Below are 16,627 nucleotides of genomic sequence, written 5' to 3'. Positions count from 1 at the left end.
TGTTCTCGCCGTTGGCAGTCTGAAAATCACCCGTCACGCCCCTCTCCGCGGCCACCCCCTCCGCCACCCCCTCCCGCAGCCCGACCCTCTCGCCTTGGGTGGGGTCGGGGGAGGGGGTGGGGTGGGTGCGTTGGTGTGGGGCGGTGGGTGGGTCCTTTTTTGCAGGTAGAAATGAGGGATGGGGCAGAAGCAGGGTGAGACTCGTGATCGGCGTACGGTGCTCGCGGACGCGGCGATCGGTGTGCTGGCCGACGCCGGGGTTCGGGGGCTGACGCACCGGGCGGTGGATGCGGCGGCGGGGTTGCCCGTGGGGACGACCTCGGCTTACCTCCGCACGCGGCAGGCGTTGCTCACCGCTCTTGTTCGTCGTCTGGTGGAACTGGACCAGGGGGAGCTGCAGTTCCTGGGGGAGCAGGCTCCGCCGATCGGTTCGGTGGATGAACTGGTCGCCGGGATCGGGGAGTTGATCCGGCGGCGGCTCACGGGCGAAGGGCGGCGCCGCTCGTTGGCGCGTTATGCGTGTGCCGTGGAGAGCGTCCGTGATCCCGAACTGCGCGAGATCCTCGTTCCCCGGGAGAACGCGGGGCGTGCCCGCGTGCGGGCCTTCCTCGTTGCGCAGGGGGTCGTCGCGCCTCTTGAGCGCACGACGACCCTCCTGGCTTGCATCGACGGGCTGGTCTTCGACCGGCTCGTGGGGGGTGGTGAGGTCGGGCAGGACGAGATTCGTGGCCTGGTCTTTGCCGCGCTGCGGAGAGACTAGGGGAGTCTCAGGAGGCCGTGATTTCTATTTCGTGGACCTCGTTGCGTGCCCCTGCGGGTGGCTGTACTCGGCCCGCGCTGTCGGTCGCCCGGCTGCGGATGCGGTGCGGCCCGGGGGTGAGGTGGTGGGTGAGGGCGAAGCGCTGCCAGGTGGGGTGGGTGCCGCGTGGTTCCAGGGTGGCTCGCTGCCATGGGCCGTCGTCTATTGCTACGTCGACGGTCGTCACGTCGGTGTAGCTCCAGGTGCGGCCTGCCAGCTCGGTTGTTCCGGCGGGTACGTGGCGGGGGGTCAGCAGTTTGCTGTTGACGTCGATCTCGCGGGCCGGGCGGGGTTCGGTCTCGCCGGGGTGGGTGCGGGTGTAGAGGCGCGTGGTGAACAGGTGGTCCGGGCGCTCCGCGGCGAGCACGATGCGGGTCAGCCACTTGACGGAGTTGGTGGTGAACATCCGGGGTGCCACCGCGCGGACCGGGAAGCCGTGTTGGGGCAGCAGCGGTTCGCCGTTCATCCGGTGGGCGAGGAGGACCTCGGCGCGTGCCTGCTCCAGGGGGAGGTCCTTGAGGTAGGAGATGTCGTGCTCGTCGGCGAAGTTGCCGGTGTCGGCGCCCTCCAGCCAGACGTGCCGGGCTTCGGGGCGCGGGCCCGCCAGGTCCAGCACGGTGGACAGCGGGACTCCGGTCCAGTCCAGGTTCGCGACGGCGCGGGTCGGCACGTCGGGGTGGAGCGGGTTGCCCAGGCACTCGTGGACGGCGGTGAGGTGCGTCTGGGGGAGTGCCAGGAGGGTGGGGAGGTCCAGTTCGAGGGGGCGGTCGACCAGGCCCTCGATCGTCAAGCTCCAGGCGGAGGCCTCCAGTTCGGGGTGCTTGCCGAAGTGCGTGCGGACGAAGACGCGGTCGACCGGGGTGATGAAGCTGTCGGGGGTCGTCGGGTCGGCGGGGCGGGTGTGCTGGGTCACGTGTCACGACATCCTTGGTCAGGTGGTTCGGTGGCGCACGTTAACCGAACGGTGAGCTTGCGTCAGGTCATTTCGGCGGCGACGCCGGCCGGCGGCACGCGCAGTCGTGGCCGGCGGTCTCGCCGTCCACCACGAGGACGACCTCCCGCGGCCGGCCGACGGGTAAATCGACCGTCAAGTCCGGCTATTCACAGAATAATTCACAGCTGATTTGCGGTGCCACAAGGTCTTCACACGGAGATCACGGGCTGACAGGCTGGGGCCGCCCTTGCATCCCGGAGGAGGTTCCTTGTCCCGCATATCCACGCTGGCCGGAGCGGTCACCTGTGCTCTCGCCCTGGTCACCGGCAGCGCCGTGGCCGCGTCCGCCGCCCCGATCGACCTGGCGCCGACGGCAGAGGCGAAGGTCGATCCCGTCGCCTGGAAGCCGTGCAACCCCGATCCGAGCAAGCCGGACCCGGGCATCTACGACTGTGCCGTCTACCCGGTGCCGATGGACTACGACAACCCGGACGGCGAGAAGGTCGGCATCGCGATGATGCGCCGCCGGGCGAGCGACCCGGCGAAGCGGATCGGCTCGCTGTTCATGAACCCCGGCGGCCCGGGCGGCAGCGGCTACCTGTGGGCCACCACCACCCGTTTCGGGGCGGAGGTCCAGTCGCGCTTCGACCTGGTCGGCTTCGACCCGCGCGGTGTGGCCCGGAGCCAGGCGCTCAAGTGCTTCAAGACGCAGGAGGAGGCGGACGCCCTCCAGGCCCGGCTGATCGGCGTGCCGCTCACCAAGGCCGAGGTCAACCAGACCCTGGACGCCGACCAGGACTACACGGACGCCTGCAGCAAGAACGCCGGCCCGCTGATCGAGCACATGTCGACCATCAACGTGGTCCGTGACCTCGACCGGATGCGCCGCGCCGTCGGCGACTCCCAGCTCACCTTCGCCGGCTTCTCGTACGGCACCCTGATCGGCTCCACCTATGCCGCCATGTACCCGAACAAGGTCCGCGCGGTCATCGTCGACGGCAACGTCGACCCGGACCTGCGCCTGAGCGACGGCCTGGAGTACGACCGCCAGCGCGCCGGCGGCTTCGAGATCGCCCTGGACGAGTTCCTGAAGCGCTGCCAGACCGCGGGCGCCCCGCGCTGCGCGTTCGGCGAGGGCGACACCCGGGCGAAGTTCGACGGGCTGCGCGACCGCCTGCACGACGGCCCGGTCACGCTGGCCGACGGCAGCAAGGTCACCCTGAGCACCTTCACCGACCAGGTCGCCAACGCGCTGTACTCGCAGTCCCGGCTGGCCGGCCTGGCCAAGCAGCTCCAGGCGCTGTACCAGGCGGTCCAGAAGCCCGCCGCGGCCACGCTGCTGGCCCCGAAGGCCGCCGCCGACGACGACGCCAAGGGGCTCGCGGTGGCCGTGCCGCACGCGCTGCGCGAGGCGCCGGCGGACTCGGAGTACACCGGCGACGACTCGTACCTGGCCGTCAACTGCCAGGACAAGCCGTACCCGTCGAACGACCGGGCCTTCGCCAACGCGGCCCGCAAGTGGGAGAAGGAGTCGCCCACCTTCGGCCGCTTCCAGGCCTTCGACGCGCCGGCGTGCGCGAGCTGGCCGGCCCCGGCGGTCGACGCCGAGCGCTTCGCCGGCCCGTGGGACCGCAAGAGCGCGAACACCGTGATGGTGATCGGGAACCTCTACGACCCGGCCACCCAGTACAAGTTCGCGCAGCGGATGCAGCAGGAGCTGGGCAACGCCGTGCTGGTCAGCGTCGACTCGATCGAGCACTGCGCGGTCGGCCGCAGCAAGGCCCTGAACGAGCTGGTCACCCGCTACCTGGTGGACCAGAAGGTGCCGGCGGCCGGTCAGCTGCTGAAGCCGGACCTGGACCCGTTCCCGGCGGTGTGACGGCCTGAGCCGATTCGAGCGTGCGGCGGCCGGCGGAGGTCTGGCGCAGGGTCGACGTATGACTGGTGTTGTGGTGATGCTGGAACTCGAACCGTCCACGGAGGTCCTGGACGCGGGCGAGGTCGACCTGAGTGCCCGGGTGCGGTTCGTGCACGCGGCGGCGGCCGACCCGGACGTGCCGGAGGACCCGGGTCCCGTCACCTTCTGCGGGCTCGACACGGCCGGCCTGGAGCGCGAGCCCTACCGGCCGTCCGGGCCCGGCGAGCCGTGGTACCCGCCGTCCCAGCGGACCCGGCGGTGCCGCGAGTGCGAGGCGGCGCTCCAGGCCGGTTAGTCGAGGATCCTGCCGTCGCTCAGCTCGATCACCCGGTCGGCGAGTTCCATCAGCGTCTGGTCGTGGGTGGCGACCAGGACCGTGACGCCCTCGCTGTGGACCACGGCGCGCAGCAGCTGCATGATCGCGCGGCCGGTCTCCGAGTCGAGCTGGCCGGTGGGCTCGTCGGCGATGATCAGGCCGGGTTCGTTGGCGAGGGCCCGGGCGATCGCGACGCGCTGCTGCTGTCCGCCGGAGAGCTCGCCGGGCCGCTGGTTGGCGTGCTCGGCGAGGCCGACGAGGGCGAGCAGGGCGCGGGCGCGCTCCTCGCGCTCGGCGGGGGCCGTCTTGCGCAGCCGCATCGGCACGCCGACGTTCTCGGCGGCGGTGAGCATGGGGATCAGGCCGAAGGACTGGAAGACGAAGCCGATCCGCTCCCGGCGCAGTGCCAGCCGGCCGTCCTCGTCGAGGCCGCCGAGGTCGGTGCCGTCGAGGGCGATGGTGCCGCCGGTCGGCGCGTCCAGGCCGCCGACGAGGTTGAGCAGGGTGGTCTTGCCCGAGCCCGAGCGGCCCTTGAGGGCGGTGAGTTCGCCCCGGCGGATCTCGAACGAGACGCCGCGCAGCGCGTGGACCGTCCGCTCGCCGCTGCCGAAGCTCCGCCGGAGGTCGGTCACGGCCACCATCGGTGCGGTGGCGATGACGTCCGGTTGCTGCGTCATGTGACGTCTCCCTTCGTTATCCGATTGTCGAACCCGCGGTCGCGGTTTGTGCGTTGAGGTCCCCGCGCGGACCGAATTCCTGAACTGTGCATGGCGTACTGACGATGTGTGGAGTCGTGGTGCAAGGAATTTGCTCACTACTCACCTGATTCGCGCAAGTCCCTTCCGTTCGTTGAACGAATCTGACAGCATCGTCCGCTATCCGGCGATCATGCGCCGTGGACGTACGGGGGAGGAACTCGATGCTCGGCTTCGTCGTGCGCCGGCTGCGCGGACGGCTGCCGCTGGCCGCCGCCGTCCTGCTCACCGTGCTGATCACGACGGCCGTGCTGACGGCGCTGGTCGCGTTCAACCGGAGCGTCGGCGATGCCGGACTGCGCCGGACGCTCCAGGGCCCCGGGCACGCCCGGACCACCGTCCTGGTGACGGTCGAACACGGCCTCGACCGGCAGGCGAAGGACGACCCCGCGCTCGACGCCTACCGCTCCGCGCTCTTCGGCTCCCTGCCCGTGCAGACCCAGGGCGTGCTCCGCAGCCGCTCCTACGGCCTGCCGGGGACCGGCGACTCCGGCGGCACGGCCAAGGCCGACCTCACCGTCCTCGCCGACCTCGACCGCGGCCGGGTGCGCCTGCTCGCCGGGGCCTGGCCGGGCGCCGCCACCGGGCCGGTCCCGCAGGCGGCCGTCCCGCAGACCACGCTGACCCGCCTCGGCCTCGCCCCCGAAGCCCTGCCCGCCGACGTCAGGCTGGACGACCGCTCCTCGGGCACCCCGCTCACCGTCCGCATCACCGGCGTCTACCGCGCCCTCGACCGGACCGACCCGTACTGGCGCCTCGACCCGCTCGGCGGCCGGGAGGTCGCCGCCGGCGGCTTCACCACCTACGGACCGATGCTCGTCGACCACAGCGCCTTCACCACGGGCGGACTCCCGCAGGACGGCCGCGGCTGGCTGCTCGACGCCGACTTCGCGGGCGCCGACGAGGCCGGCGCGAAGGCCGTCGGCGACCGCGCCCAGGGCCTCGCGGACCGCCTGCGGGACCGCGCAGGACTCCAAGCGACCACCGAACTCCCCGACGTGATGCACGAGTTGGCCTCCGGCCTGCTCGTCGCCCGGTCCACCCTGCTGATCGGCGCCCTCCAACTGAGCGTCCTCGCCGCCGCGGCCCTGCTGCTCGTCGTCCACCTGATCGCCTCCCGCCAGGAACGCGAGAACGAACTGCTCGCCGCCCGCGGTGCGTCCGGCGGCCGGATCGGCGCCTTCACCGCCGTGGAATCGCTGCTGCTCGCCCTGCCCGCCGCCGCGCTCGCGCCGCTGCTCACCCCGTTCCTCGTCCGCGCCCTCGCCGGCCGGGTGACCCTCGACACCGGGATCAGCCGGGCGCTGTGGCCGATCGCCGCCGCCTGCGCCCTCGCCTGCGTCCTGCTCGCCGCCGTGCCCGGCCTGCTGCGCGGTGCCGGCGCCGCCCTGCGCGCCCGCACCGGCCGCCGCCAGGCGCTCGTCGCCGGCGTCGCCCGCAACGGCGGCGACCTCGCCGTACTGGCCCTGGCCGCCCTCGCCTACCAGCAACTTGCCCAGTACGGCGGCGGGTTGTCCACCGACTCCAGCGGCCGCCTCGGCGTCGACCTGCTGCTCGTCGCCACCCCGACCCTGGCGCTGTGCGCGGGCACCCTCGTGGTGCTGCGCCTGCTGCCGCTCGTCGCGCGCCTCGGCGCCCGGATCGCCGCGCGCGGCCGGGGCCTCGGCCCGGCCCTGGTCGGCTGGCAGCTCGCCCGCCGGCCCGGCCGGGCCACCGGGCCGGTCCTGCTGCTCGTGATGGCGGTGTCCACCGGTGTCCTGGCGCTCGGCCAGCACGCCACCTGGTCCGCCTCCCAGCGCGACCGGGCCGCCTTCGGCACGGCCGGCGGCCTGCGCATCGCCGACTCGCAGAACTCCCCGATGGGCCAGGCCGGCCGCTACGGCGCCCTGCCCGGCGGCGACCGGCTCGTCCCGGTGCTCCGCTCCGAGCAGCCGCTGCCGCAGGGCACCGGCCAGTTCGTCGCGGTGGACGGCGCCGCCCTCGCCGAGCGCGTCCCGGTCCGCGCCGACCTGCTCGCCGGGCACTCCCGGCAGGAGCTGTTCGGTGCCCTCGGGCAGCCCGCGCCGACCGGCGCGCAGGCCGGGATCCCGTTGCCCGGCAAGCCGCTGCGGATCGACGCCGACGTGTCGGTCACGCAGCAGGACGTGGCCGGCCGCCCCGACGGGCCGCGGGCCGAGCCGGTGCGTCCCGAGGCCTGGTTGCTCCTGCGCGACCGCTTCGGGATCACCTACAAGGCCGCCCTCTCCGTGCTCCCGTTCAGCGGCGACGTCCACGCGACGGCCGACCTGAGCACGCTCGTGGACGCCCCGCTGGGCTCACCCGCCGCGCCGCTGACGCTCGTCGGCGCGATCGTGTCCTTCGGCGACCGCGCCGACGGCGAGCTGACCGTCCACCGGATCGCCGTCTCCGACACCGCCGGCGGCCCGGCCGCGCCCGTCGCCGTCCCCGCCGGGTTCGGCTGGAGCGCGACCGCGCCGAACGTCGGCAAGGAGGTGGAGAAGCCCGGCCCGGCCGCCGAGCTCGCCGCCCAACCGGCCGACCCCGCAGCGCTGTTCACCCTCCGCTACCGCTTCGCCGACGGCCGCGGCGACACCCTGCGCGCCGTCCTCACTCCGGCCGGGGCCACCGCCCCCACCGGGCTCAGCGGCGTCGCCACCCGCGGCTACCTGACCGCCGCCGGGGCCGCCGTCGGCGACACCCTGCGGGTCCAGACCGCCGGGACCGTCCTCCAGGTCAAGGTCACCGCAGCCGTCGACGCACTGCCGGTCGTCGGCGACAGCGCCCTCGTCGTCGACCTCGCCACCACCTCCCGCCTGCTCGCCGCCCAGGGCCGCGAACTGCCCGGCCGCGCCGAGTGGTGGCTGCCCGCCACCGGCCCCGGCGACCGCACCCCCGCCGAGGCCGCCGCCGCGCTGCGCGCCGCCCCCGGCGTCCAGACCGTCCAGCTCTCCGACGAGACCGCCGCCGCCTCGCTCGGCGATCCGGTCGGCGCCGCCCCGCAGAGCGCCCTCATGGCCATCGCCGTCGCCACCGCGATCCTCGCCGCGATCGGCTTCGGCGCCGCCGTGGCCGCCGCCGCCCGCGAACGCTCCCGCGACTCCGCCCTGCTGCTCGCCCTCGGCACCCCGCGCAAGCACGTGACGCGCACCGCGGCCGCCGAACAGACCCTCCTGGTCGCCCTCGGCGCCGCCGTCGGGCTCGGCCTCGGCACCCTGCTCGTCCACCTGATCGTGCCGCTGGTGGTGCTCACCCCCGCCGCCCGCCGCCCGATGCCCGAGGCGCTGATCGAGCTGCCGGCCGGCCAGACCCTCCTGCTCGCCGCCGCCATCGCCCTCGTGCCCCTGCTGTCGGCCTTCCTGACCGGACGCCGCCGTCGAGACGTGGCCGCCCGGCTGCGCCACGTGGAGGAGATGTGACCACCCAGGCCGGCACCACCGTGCCCCGCCCCCGCGTCGGCCGGCGCCCCGCGCCCTGGGTGCGGACCCGGCTGCGCTCGGCGCCGCTGGCCGCGCTGCTCATGGCCGCGCTCGCCTTCGCCACCGTCCTGCTGGCGGCGGCCTTCCCCCGCGCCGTCGACCGCGGCGCGGACGGCGCGCTGCGCGAGTTCCTGCGCGAGCGCGGCACCTCGAACACCAGGTTGCAGGCCACTTCCGGGCTGACGCGGGAGGAGACCGCGGCCCGTCTCGACCCCGTGGCGCGAAAGCTGGCCGAGCGGATCGGCCGCGACGTGCCGCTGGCGCCCTCCGGGCCGGTCTACGGCACCACGGTCCGCGGCCGCGAGCTGAGGAACCCGGGCCTGGTCCACCTCACGGAGTCCAACCCCGGGCTCGACCTGATGTACCTCCACGGCGTCGCCGGCCACGCGACCCTCACCGACGGCGCCTGGCCCGGGCCCGCCGCCCCCGGCCAGCCGCTGCCGATCGCGATCAGCAGGGCGGGCGCCGAGACCATCGGGATCAAGCTCGGCGACGTCCTCGACAACGGCGAGGAGTTCGGCGGGCCGGTCCGGACCAAGGTCGTCGGCCTCTACCGGGCCGACGAGAACGACCCGTACTGGGACGACCTGGCCTGCCAGACCCGGGCCTGCGCGCCCGGCGGCGCCTGGACGACCGGCGGCGTCGTCGACGGTTCCACCCTCGACGCCCTCCTCGCGTGGGGCGGCAACCTCAAGGACGCCCGGAACTTCTGGTCGCTCCCCCTGGACACCCCGGTCGTGCGCGCCGACCGGCTGGGCGACCTGCGCACCGCCGTCAGCGGGTACATCACCGGGCGCGGCGCCACCGACCTCGCCGCCGAGACCGGCCGCCCGGACCTGCGCGTCAACTCCTCCCTGCCCGACGTCCTCGACCGCGCCACCGCCCGGTACGAGGCCGCCGCGCCCATCGCCGCGATCGGCCCGGCCGGCGTGGCGGGCGTCGCCACCGTGGTGCTCTGCCTGGCCGCCGCCCTCGTCACCGAACGGCGCACCGCCGAACTGCGCCTGCTCCAGGCCCGCGGCGGCTCCCGCGGCGGCGTGCTGCTGCGCCTGCTCGGCGAGGGCGCGGTCACCGTCCTGCCCGCCGCCGTGCTCGCCACGACGCTCGCGCTGGTGTTGCTGCCCACCCCGCGCTGGGGCGGGTCCGTCCTCGCCGCGGGCGTGGCCACGCTGCTCGCGCTGCTGGCCTTCCCGGCCCGGGCCGCGCTGCTGTGGGCCAAACCGAAGGCCCCCGGCGGCTGGCGCCGCGTCATCGGCGAACTCGTCGTCCTGGTGCTGACCGGCGCCGCCGTCGCGGAGGTCCGCCGACGCGGCGTCGCCCCCGTCGGCACCGGCGTCGACCCGCTGCTGATCGCTGCCCCGCTGCTGCTCGCGGTCTCCGGCGGCGTGTTGCTCGCCCGGGTCCAGCCCGTCGTGGTCGGCTGGCTGGCCGCAGCCGCCGGGCGAGGGCGCGGCCTGGTCGGCTTCCTCGGCCTCACCCGGGCCGCCCGCGACACCACCGGGCGCCGCCGCCCCTCGGTGCTGCCGCTGCTCGCCCTGCTGATCGCCGTCACCACGGCCGGGTTCGGCGCCACCGTCCTCGGCGACGTCGACGGCGTGCGGCTGCGCGCCGCCCGGCTCACCGTCGGCGGCGACGCCTCGCTCACCCTGCCGGTCGGGCCCACCCTGCCGGAGGAGTTCACCCGGGCGGCCGCGGCCCTGCCCGGCGTCCGGGCCGGCACCGGCGTCTGGACGGACACCGAGACCTTCCTCATGGGCACCAGGGACGGCTCCGCCCAGGTCACCCTCGTGGTCGCCGAGCCCGCGGCGTACGCCGAGATCGCGCGCACCCTCCGGTCCGGCGCCTTCGACCCGGCCGCGCTCGCAGCCGGCCCCGGCGGCCCGGACACCCCGGTGCCCGCCCTGTTCAGCAGCGCCCTCGTGCCCAAGGTCGGCGGCGGCCCCGTCCGGCTGCGGTTGCCCAGCGGCAACGAACTGCTCCTGACCGGCGCGGGCGGCGTCGACGCCACCCCCGCCCTGCCGGGCGCCTTCAAGCCCTTCGTCGTCGTGCCGGTCGGTCCGGCCACCGCCCGGCTGCCCGAACTCGGCCGGGTCAACGCCTGGTTCGGCGTCGGTGCCATTGACGACGGGCAGTTCACCGCGCTGGTCCGCGACAAGGGGATCACCGCCGCCACCGGCCTCGTCAAGGTGGTCCGGGACACGGCCGAGGCCGCCGGACGCGACTCGCACGCCCTGCCCGGGGGCTACACCGTGCACACCAGCGCCGAGGTGGCCGCCCGGCTGGCCGCCGACCCGCTCCAGCGCTCGGCGCAGCGCCTCTTCTGGGCCGCCGTCGCCGCGGCCGCCGGCTTCGCCTTGCTCGCCGTCCTGCTCACGCTCCTCCGGGCCGCCCCCGAGCGCGGCGCGATGCTCGCCCGGCTGCGCACCCTGGGCCTGCGGCCGCGCCAGGGGCTCGCGCTGATCCTCGCCGAGGCCCTGCCCCAGACCCTGGTGGCGGCCCTCGGGGGCGCGCTCGTCGCGCTGGCGGCGGTCGGCCTGCTCGGGCCCGCCTTCGACCTGTCGGCCCTGGTCGGCGCGCCCGTCGGGGAGAAGCTGACGCCCGCCCTGCTGCCCGTGCTGCTGCCCACGGCCGGGCTGACGCTCGTGGTCTGCGCGGGCGTGGTGGCGGAGACCTTCGTCTCCGGGCGGCGCCAGCTCGCCGCCGAACTGCGGGCGGGGGACCAGCGTTGAACGGGCGTGCGCGTGACGTGACCGTCGAGACGACGAAGACGACAGGAGACCAGCGGTGAAGAGCACCCCCCAAGAGCGGACGGCCGTCGCGGTCCCCACCCTCCAGGAGCTCCAGCAGCGGGCCCTCGCCGCGGCCTCGCCCAAGGCGTACGGCGCGGGCGCGGCCATCGTGTGCGACCGGCTGGTCCGCATCTTCAGCGCCGAGGGGATCGAGGTCCAGGCCCTCCAGGGCCTCGAACTCACCATCGCCCAGGGCGATCTGGTGGCCCTCGTCGGCGCCTCCGGCAGCGGCAAGTCCACCCTGCTCACCATCCTGGCCGGCCTCGACGTGCCGACCGCCGGGACGGCCACCGTCGCCGGGTGCGACCTGCTGGAGATGTCCGCGCGCGAACGCCTGCGCTACCGGCGCGAAGTGGTCGGCTTCATCTGGCAACAGACCGCCCGCAACCTGCTGCCCTTCCTCACCGCTGCCGAGAACATCGCCCTGCCGATGCAGCTGCGCGGCCGTCGCGGGGGCGGGAACTCCCGGCAACAGGCCGCCCGGGTAGCCGAGTTGATGGAGGCACTGGAGATCGGCGACCTCGCCCACCGCCGCCCCGACGAGCTGTCCGGCGGCCAGCAGCAGCGCGTCGCCATCGCCGTCGCGATGGCCAACAACCCGCCCGTCCTGCTGGCCGACGAGCCCACCGGCGAGCTGGACTCCGAGACCGGCGCCGTCATCTTCGAGGCCTTCCGCACCGTCAATCGCGAACTCGGCGCCACCGTCGTGATCGTCACCCACGACCCGATGGTGGCCGGCGAGGTCCGCCGCACCGTCGCCATCCGCGACGGCCGGACCAGCAGCGAGGTGCTGCGCCGCACCGTCACGGACGAGCACGGCGAGGAGTCGGTCAACGAGCGCGAGTACGTGATGCTGGACCGCACCGGGCGGGTCCAGCTGCCCGTCAAGTTCCTGGAGGCGCTGGGCATGGAGCACCGGGTGGCGGTCGACCTCGCGGCCGACCACATCGAGGTCCGGCCGGACGACATCGCGGGGCACTGAGTCCTCGCGGGACGGAACAGCTAGGTCTCGCCGCCGCCCATGTGCTGGAAGAGTCCGCTCCGCTCGGCCTCCTCGCGGAGGTCGGGCGGCTCCCCGGCGCGTTCGCCCCGGGCGGCCGCGGTGCAGAGGGCGAAGACGAGCAGGGCACTGCCGGCCACGGCGAGGATGCCGAGCGCGGTCAGGACGCGGAGCCAGGTCACGGAGGTGCCTCCTGGGGACGGTGCGAGGGAACGCCGCCGGAGCTTTATCGGCACATCGGTCCGCACGGACGAGTGTCCACCTGCGGTTGTTCCCGCCGAGCACCGCGCGAGAGGTCGCCCGCGCGGGCGCTCGAAGCATCAAGGGGGCGCGTCACACCCCTTCGCGCGCCCCCAGGGCGGCGGACGCGTACCCCGGGGCGCCGTCCACCAGCGCCCGCAGCACCGCCAGGTCCGGCTTGCCCGTCCCCGTCAGCGGGATCTGCGGCAGGACCAGGATCGACGTCGGCGCGCTGAGCGGACCGCTCCGCTCCCGCACCCACCGGTGCAGCTGCTCCTTCGTCACCCGCGCGCCCGGCGCCGTCGTCACCGCCGCGTGCACGCGCTCCAGCAGGTCCGGCCCGGACGTCGCGAACATCACCGCCTCCCGGACCTCCGGGTGCGTGAGCAGCGGCCCCTCGACGTCCCGCGGGTACACGTTGTGCGCGCCCACGATCGCCATCGGCTCGCGCCGGCCGGCCACCGTCAGGTAGCCGGACGCGTCCAGGCCGCCGAGGTCCCCGGTGCGCAGCCAGCCGTCCCGCAGCACCTCGGCGGTGAGCTCCGGGTCCCGCCAGTAGCCCTCCATCACCGTCGGCGTGCGGACGTGGATCTCTCCGGTCCCGCCGGGCGGCAGCGGTGTGCCGTCCTCGTCCAGGATGCGCACCTCGGTGTCCGGGTACGGGCGGCCCGCCGTGCCGAGGAGCCGCGGGTCGAGGTGCTCGTCCGGCGTCAGCCGCGCCACCGGGCCGCACTCCGTCAGGCTGTAGGTCTGGTGCAGCACCCGCCCCAGGCGGCGCGTCGCCTCCGCGAGCCGCCGCGGGGCGGCCGGGCCGCCCGTATAGGTGACGCGGCGCAGGCTGCCGACGTCCGTCCGCGGCAGCATCGGGTGGTCCAGGACCCGGTACAGCAGGTGCGGCGGCAGGTGGACCCGGGAGACGGCGTGCTCCTCGACGGCGGCCAGGACCGCGTCCGCCGAGAAGCCGTCCTGGAGCACCACCGAACCGCCCGCCGCGAGCGCGAGGTCGGCCGACGTCCCGCCGCCGTGGCCCAGCGGCGTGCACAGCAGGAACACCGACGAGGCCGGCAGCTCGGGCCTCGGCGGGCGGGCGAACCGGCGCACCACGCCCTTCGGCCGTCCGGTCGTGCCGCTCGTGAACCGCACCGCCATGACGTCCTCCGGCCGGCCCCGGGGCGCGAGCGCGGCGGGGGACAGCGGCGCGGCGAGCTCCAGGAGGTCCGTCCCGAGGTCCGTCGGGCCGAGCGCGAACAGGCCGGCGGCGGGGAGGGCCCGGGCGATGTGCGCGGCGGCCGTCCCGAAGCGCGCCGGGTCGAACACCAGCGCGTCGGTGCCCGCGAACGCGGCCGTCGCGACCTGTTCGGCCACCGGCCGGTCCAGGTACAGCGCGGCCACCCGGCAGCCGAGCACGTTGGCGGCCAGCCGCACCAGCACCGTCTCCGGCCGGTTCCCGGCCAGCACCGTCACCCCGTCCCCGCGCCCCAGCCCGGCGCCCTCCAGCGCACGCGCCAGGCGGTGGACGGCGTCGAGGCACTCCTGCCCGGTCAGCGCGCGCTCCCCGCAGCGGATCGCCACCCGCCCCGGATCGCGCGCCAGCCCCGCCAGCACCAGCCCGGTGTACGTCGCGGTCACGTTCGGCCTTCCTGGTTGTCGACGACCGGTCGTCGATGACCGGCCGTCGATGAACTGACGCACCATCATGTCGGTAGGCGGCGCGATGATGGCGCGCGGGGCTGTTATGGTTCCCGGTCGAGTACGAACGGGGGCCGGATGGGCAGCACGACGGACGGGACGCGGGTGTCGCCGCGCGGGGTGGTCGACCTGCGGGGCGCGGACGGGCCGGGGTTCACGGTGCGGTACCCGGCGGGCGCGGTCGTGGTCGTCTCGGGGCTGCCCGGCGCGGGCAAGAGCACGTTGCTGCGGCGCTGGTCGGCGGCGGCTGCCGTCGCGGTGGTCGATCCGCGGGCCGTCCACGAGGCGTGCGAAGCCGTCATGCCCGCGTGGCTGCCGTACGCCGCCTACCGGCCGTGGGCCCGGTTGCGCCACGTGCTGCTCCTGCGGAGTTCCGTCCGGCGGGGCGGCCCGCTGCTCGTGCACGACTGCGGCAGCCGCGCGTGGATGCGGCGGTGGCTCGCGCGCGAAGCCGGCCGCCGGGGGCGCGAGTTGCACGTCGTCCTGCTCGACGTCGGCGCCGCCGCGGCCCTCGACGGCCAGCGTGCCCGGGGCCGGCACGCCTCCGCCCGGGTCTTCGCCCGCCACCGGGTCGGGCTGGCCCGGCTGTCGGCGGCGCTCGACCACGGCGATCCGGTGCCCGAGGCGGCGTCCGTGCTCCGGCTCGACACGGTCTCGCGCTCGCGAGCCACGGCGGTGCGGTTCGGCGGTTAGGGGCCGTTGCGGAAGTAGCCGGGTTTCACCGGGTTTTCACCGGCCGCCGGCACTGTCGTCCGGTAAATCCGGCTAGCCCTTTTTCAAGACCGATGGCACCCGAAGAGCCCCAATCCTGACGGAGAGGTCGTTCAGTTCCGTCGGGGTGGTGCACGGGAAGTCGGCGGGGCCGACTTCCCGTGTGCGGCCGGAGGACGGCGGCCCAGCCTGCGGTGTCAGCGCTGGATCTCGGCCCGCGCCCTTTCGGCCGGCGTGCCGATGTTCCAGAAGCGGACGGTGCCGCGCGCGGTGGCGTAGGAGCCCGTACCGCCCGTGACGGCCATGTCGAGCGGGGCGCTCGACCTCTTCGTCCAGAGCGACTGCAGCGTCAGGGAGCCGCCCTCGACCTCCAAGGTGATCACGCACTGAGCCGTGACCACGCCGCCGTCGAGCTGCACGACCTGACACGATCCGCCCCCGCGCCCGACGCTGCGGCCGTCCTTGACGATGGTGCCGGAGTAGACGTCCATGTCACCCAGGCTCGGCCCGGCCGGGCCGAGGTCCACCGCCTGGTACTGGTCGTTCCGGACCGTGAGTTCGAGGACCTCGACGCCGCCCCTTCGCGGGGTGCCGGCGTCCGCGTTGCCCACCGCGACGAATCCGCGGCTGTGGCCAACGAGGTGGCGAGGAACCTCTTGACCATCGTGTACCCACTGCTGCGTCCGTTGGTGACCATGGTGGATTCCCTTCGCCGTGACCTCGTGTGCGAACGCCCTCGACGCTATGACGTGCGAGTCGGTCGTTTCCAAGACCAATCGCGTTATCGCGCCATGCTCCAGCGGGCATGATCGGCTCAGCCTTCGCGGCGCGCGCGGCGTTCGGCCTCGGCGTGCCACCACCCGGGCGGGGACGGCTCGTTGGCGGTCGCCGTCGGCTGGTCGGGGTGGAGGCCGAGCGGGCGCAGCGCGTCCGCGGGCAGGCGGATGTCGTACCAGCCGTGCCAGCGTCCGTCCGCGTCACGCCCGCAGACCAGGTTCACGAGGAAGTCCTTCGCCGGCCAGGGCATCCAGTCGACGCCCCGCTCGCGCAGTCAAGCGCGGACGGCCGCCATCGGGCGGGGGCTGCCCGGGAGGTTCTCGTAGGCGACGACGGTGATCCAGTCGGGATCGGCTGCGGTCATGTGGTCCAGGGTAGGCTCGTGGCCCTTCGCGGGGGAGGGGATTTCGTGATGGGCGACGGTGATCGACGGCGTTTGCCGGAGCGGGTGATGGCAGCGCGGCGCGGGGCTGCCGCGCACCCCGACCTGGAGGCGGCCGAAGTGCCGGCCACGCCCACGAGTTCGGTGCGCCCGGCCACGCGGAAGGACGCTCGCATGGACCGGACGGATCGGAAGGAACGGACCTCATGGTGACGATCGAGACGCCCCGCCTGATCCTGCGCCGCTGGCGGGAGGAGGACGTGGCCCCGATGGCGGCCATCAACGCCGACCCCGAGGTGATGCGGTGGATCGCCGACGGCCGGCCGCTGGAGGAAGCGGCCGCCCGCCGCTTCACCACGCTGGTCGAACAGCGGTGGGAGGAGGAGGGATTCGGCCTGTTCGCCGTCGAGGTGCGCGGGACCGGCGAGCTGGCGGGCTTCACCGGCCTCGCCGTCCCGCGCTTCCTGCCCGAGGTGCTCCCGGCCGTCGAGGTCGGCTGGCGCCTGGCCCGCACCTTCTGGGGCCGGGGCTTCGCCACCGAGGCGGCGCGGGAGGCCGTCCGCTTCGGCTTCGAGGACTGCGGCCTGGACCGGATCGTCAGCATCGCCCAGATCGGCAACACGGCGTCGGAGCGCGTGATGGACAAGCTGGGCATGCGGGTGGAACGCGAGACGACCACCCCGGCCACGGGCCGCCGCGTGCGCGTCCACGAGCTGACGCGGGAGCAGTACGACGCCCGCTGACCACGCCCGCTGACCACGCCTGCCGGGCGCGGCGAAAACCGCTGGCCGCGAGCGGCCGGGCACCCCTACGCTCCCGTGCGACGGCCGAGGACAGGGGA

14 protein-coding genes are annotated in these 16,627 nt (G+C 74.6%); 8 read left to right on the top strand and 6 right to left on the bottom strand.

All coding sequences use genetic code 11. The annotated features are described in order from the left end of the window. The first annotated feature begins 178 nt into the window (after nucleotides 1–178). The gene (locus tag ACFV4F_RS06950) at nucleotides 179–760 is read left to right on the top strand and encodes a TetR/AcrR family transcriptional regulator (RefSeq protein WP_380500699.1); all 582 of its coding nucleotides are present in this window, start codon (nucleotides 179–181) and stop codon (nucleotides 758–760) included. A 7-nt stretch (nucleotides 761–767) separates the two neighbouring features. Here ACFV4F_RS06950 and ACFV4F_RS06945 read toward each other — a convergent pair whose 3' ends face one another. Then, nucleotides 768–1,712: a molybdopterin-dependent oxidoreductase gene (locus tag ACFV4F_RS06945; protein WP_380500698.1), complete on the bottom strand. Its 945-nt coding sequence runs from the start codon at nucleotides 1,710–1,712 to the stop codon at nucleotides 768–770. Between the two features lie 289 nt (nucleotides 1,713–2,001). On the opposite strand from ACFV4F_RS06945, the gene ACFV4F_RS06940 reads away from it, so the two are divergent. Both ACFV4F_RS06940 and ACFV4F_RS06935 read left to right on the top strand, forming a co-directional pair. Continuing rightward, nucleotides 2,002–3,612 (top strand): alpha/beta hydrolase, encoded by a 1,611-nt coding sequence (locus ACFV4F_RS06940; protein WP_380500697.1) that lies wholly within the window; start codon nucleotides 2,002–2,004, stop codon nucleotides 3,610–3,612. A 58-nt stretch (nucleotides 3,613–3,670) separates the two neighbouring features. Continuing rightward, on the top strand, nucleotides 3,671–3,946 hold the full coding sequence (locus ACFV4F_RS06935; RefSeq protein WP_380447912.1) for a hypothetical protein: 276 nt from the start codon (nucleotides 3,671–3,673) through the stop codon (nucleotides 3,944–3,946). On the opposite strand, the gene ACFV4F_RS06930 is transcribed toward ACFV4F_RS06935, so the two are convergent. Next, nucleotides 3,943–4,644, bottom strand: coding sequence for an ABC transporter ATP-binding protein (locus ACFV4F_RS06930; protein ID WP_380447910.1), 702 nt, complete (start codon nucleotides 4,642–4,644; stop codon nucleotides 3,943–3,945). The two genes, ACFV4F_RS06935 and ACFV4F_RS06930, sit on opposite strands and share 4 nt — an antisense overlap. Nucleotides 4,645–4,886: 242 nt before the next feature. Here ACFV4F_RS06930 and ACFV4F_RS06925 point away from each other — a divergent pair, with 242 nt between their 5' ends. Genes ACFV4F_RS06925 through ACFV4F_RS06915 form a run of 3 tightly spaced genes read left to right on the top strand, consistent with a single transcriptional unit; the run spans nucleotide 4,887 to nucleotide 11,969 of the window. Beyond that, entirely contained in the window at nucleotides 4,887–8,138 is a 3,252-nt protein-coding gene (locus tag ACFV4F_RS06925; protein WP_380500696.1) for an FtsX-like permease family protein, read from the top strand. Continuing rightward, nucleotides 8,135–10,927, top strand: a complete 2,793-nt coding sequence (locus ACFV4F_RS06920) for a hypothetical protein (RefSeq protein ID WP_380500695.1) — start codon at nucleotides 8,135–8,137, stop codon at nucleotides 10,925–10,927. The genes ACFV4F_RS06925 and ACFV4F_RS06920 overlap by 4 nt, the downstream gene beginning before the upstream one ends. Nucleotides 10,928–10,982: 55 nt before the next feature. After that, nucleotides 10,983–11,969, top strand: a complete 987-nt coding sequence (locus ACFV4F_RS06915) for an ABC transporter ATP-binding protein (RefSeq protein WP_380447905.1) — start codon at nucleotides 10,983–10,985, stop codon at nucleotides 11,967–11,969. 20 nt (nucleotides 11,970–11,989) lie between these two features. On the opposite strand, the gene ACFV4F_RS06910 is transcribed toward ACFV4F_RS06915, so the two are convergent. Both ACFV4F_RS06910 and ACFV4F_RS06905 read right to left on the bottom strand, forming a co-directional pair. Further along, entirely contained in the window at nucleotides 11,990–12,169 is a 180-nt protein-coding gene (locus ACFV4F_RS06910) for a hypothetical protein (protein ID WP_380447904.1), read from the bottom strand. Between the two features lie 151 nt (nucleotides 12,170–12,320). Then, nucleotides 12,321–13,856, bottom strand: a complete 1,536-nt coding sequence (locus ACFV4F_RS06905) for an AMP-binding protein (RefSeq protein ID WP_380500694.1) — start codon at nucleotides 13,854–13,856, stop codon at nucleotides 12,321–12,323. A 138-nt stretch (nucleotides 13,857–13,994) separates the two neighbouring features. Here ACFV4F_RS06905 and ACFV4F_RS06900 point away from each other — a divergent pair, with 138 nt between their 5' ends. Then, nucleotides 13,995–14,609, top strand: a complete 615-nt coding sequence (locus ACFV4F_RS06900; RefSeq protein ID WP_380447901.1) for an AAA family ATPase — start codon at nucleotides 13,995–13,997, stop codon at nucleotides 14,607–14,609. 215 nt (nucleotides 14,610–14,824) lie between these two features. Here the strand turns inward: ACFV4F_RS06900 and ACFV4F_RS06895 are convergent, their stop codons facing one another. Then, entirely contained in the window at nucleotides 14,825–15,238 is a 414-nt protein-coding gene (locus ACFV4F_RS06895; protein ID WP_380500693.1) for a hypothetical protein, read from the bottom strand. Nucleotides 15,239–15,441: 203 nt separating this feature from the next. Further along, the gene (locus ACFV4F_RS06890) at nucleotides 15,442–15,654 is read right to left on the bottom strand and encodes a hypothetical protein (RefSeq protein ID WP_380500692.1); all 213 of its coding nucleotides are present in this window, start codon (nucleotides 15,652–15,654) and stop codon (nucleotides 15,442–15,444) included. Between the two features lie 338 nt (nucleotides 15,655–15,992). Here ACFV4F_RS06890 and ACFV4F_RS06885 point away from each other — a divergent pair, with 338 nt between their 5' ends. After that, nucleotides 15,993–16,529, top strand: coding sequence for a GNAT family N-acetyltransferase (locus tag ACFV4F_RS06885; RefSeq protein ID WP_380500691.1), 537 nt, complete (start codon nucleotides 15,993–15,995; stop codon nucleotides 16,527–16,529). The last annotated feature ends 98 nt before the right edge of the window (nucleotides 16,530–16,627 follow it).

It is taken from the genome of Kitasatospora sp. NPDC059722 (genome assembly GCF_042733235.1).
Classification (GTDB): Bacteria; Actinomycetota; Actinomycetes; order Streptomycetales; family Streptomycetaceae; genus Kitasatospora.
Note: the sequence above shows the minus strand (reverse complement) of the source record. Positions and strands in the feature narration are given on the sequence as shown.

What these genes read in the sequence shown, in the direction of transcription:
- ACFV4F_RS06950 (WP_380500699.1), top strand. Translation starts at nt 179, where the DNA reads ATGGGGCAGAAGCAGGGTGAGACTCGTGATCGGCGTACGGTGCTCGCG.
- ACFV4F_RS06900 (WP_380447901.1), top strand. Translation starts at nt 13,995, where the DNA reads ATGGGCAGCACGACGGACGGGACGCGGGTGTCGCCGCGCGGGGTGGTC.
- ACFV4F_RS06935 (WP_380447912.1), top strand. Translation starts at nt 3,671, where the DNA reads ATGACTGGTGTTGTGGTGATGCTGGAACTCGAACCGTCCACGGAGGTC.
- ACFV4F_RS06925 (WP_380500696.1), top strand. Translation starts at nt 4,887, where the DNA reads ATGCTCGGCTTCGTCGTGCGCCGGCTGCGCGGACGGCTGCCGCTGGCC.
- ACFV4F_RS06885 (WP_380500691.1), top strand. Translation starts at nt 15,993, where the DNA reads ATGGTGACGATCGAGACGCCCCGCCTGATCCTGCGCCGCTGGCGGGAG.
- ACFV4F_RS06890 (WP_380500692.1), bottom strand. Translation starts at nt 15,654, where the DNA reads ATGCCCTGGCCGGCGAAGGACTTCCTCGTGAACCTGGTCTGCGGGCGT.
- ACFV4F_RS06930 (WP_380447910.1), bottom strand. Translation starts at nt 4,644, where the DNA reads ATGACGCAGCAACCGGACGTCATCGCCACCGCACCGATGGTGGCCGTG.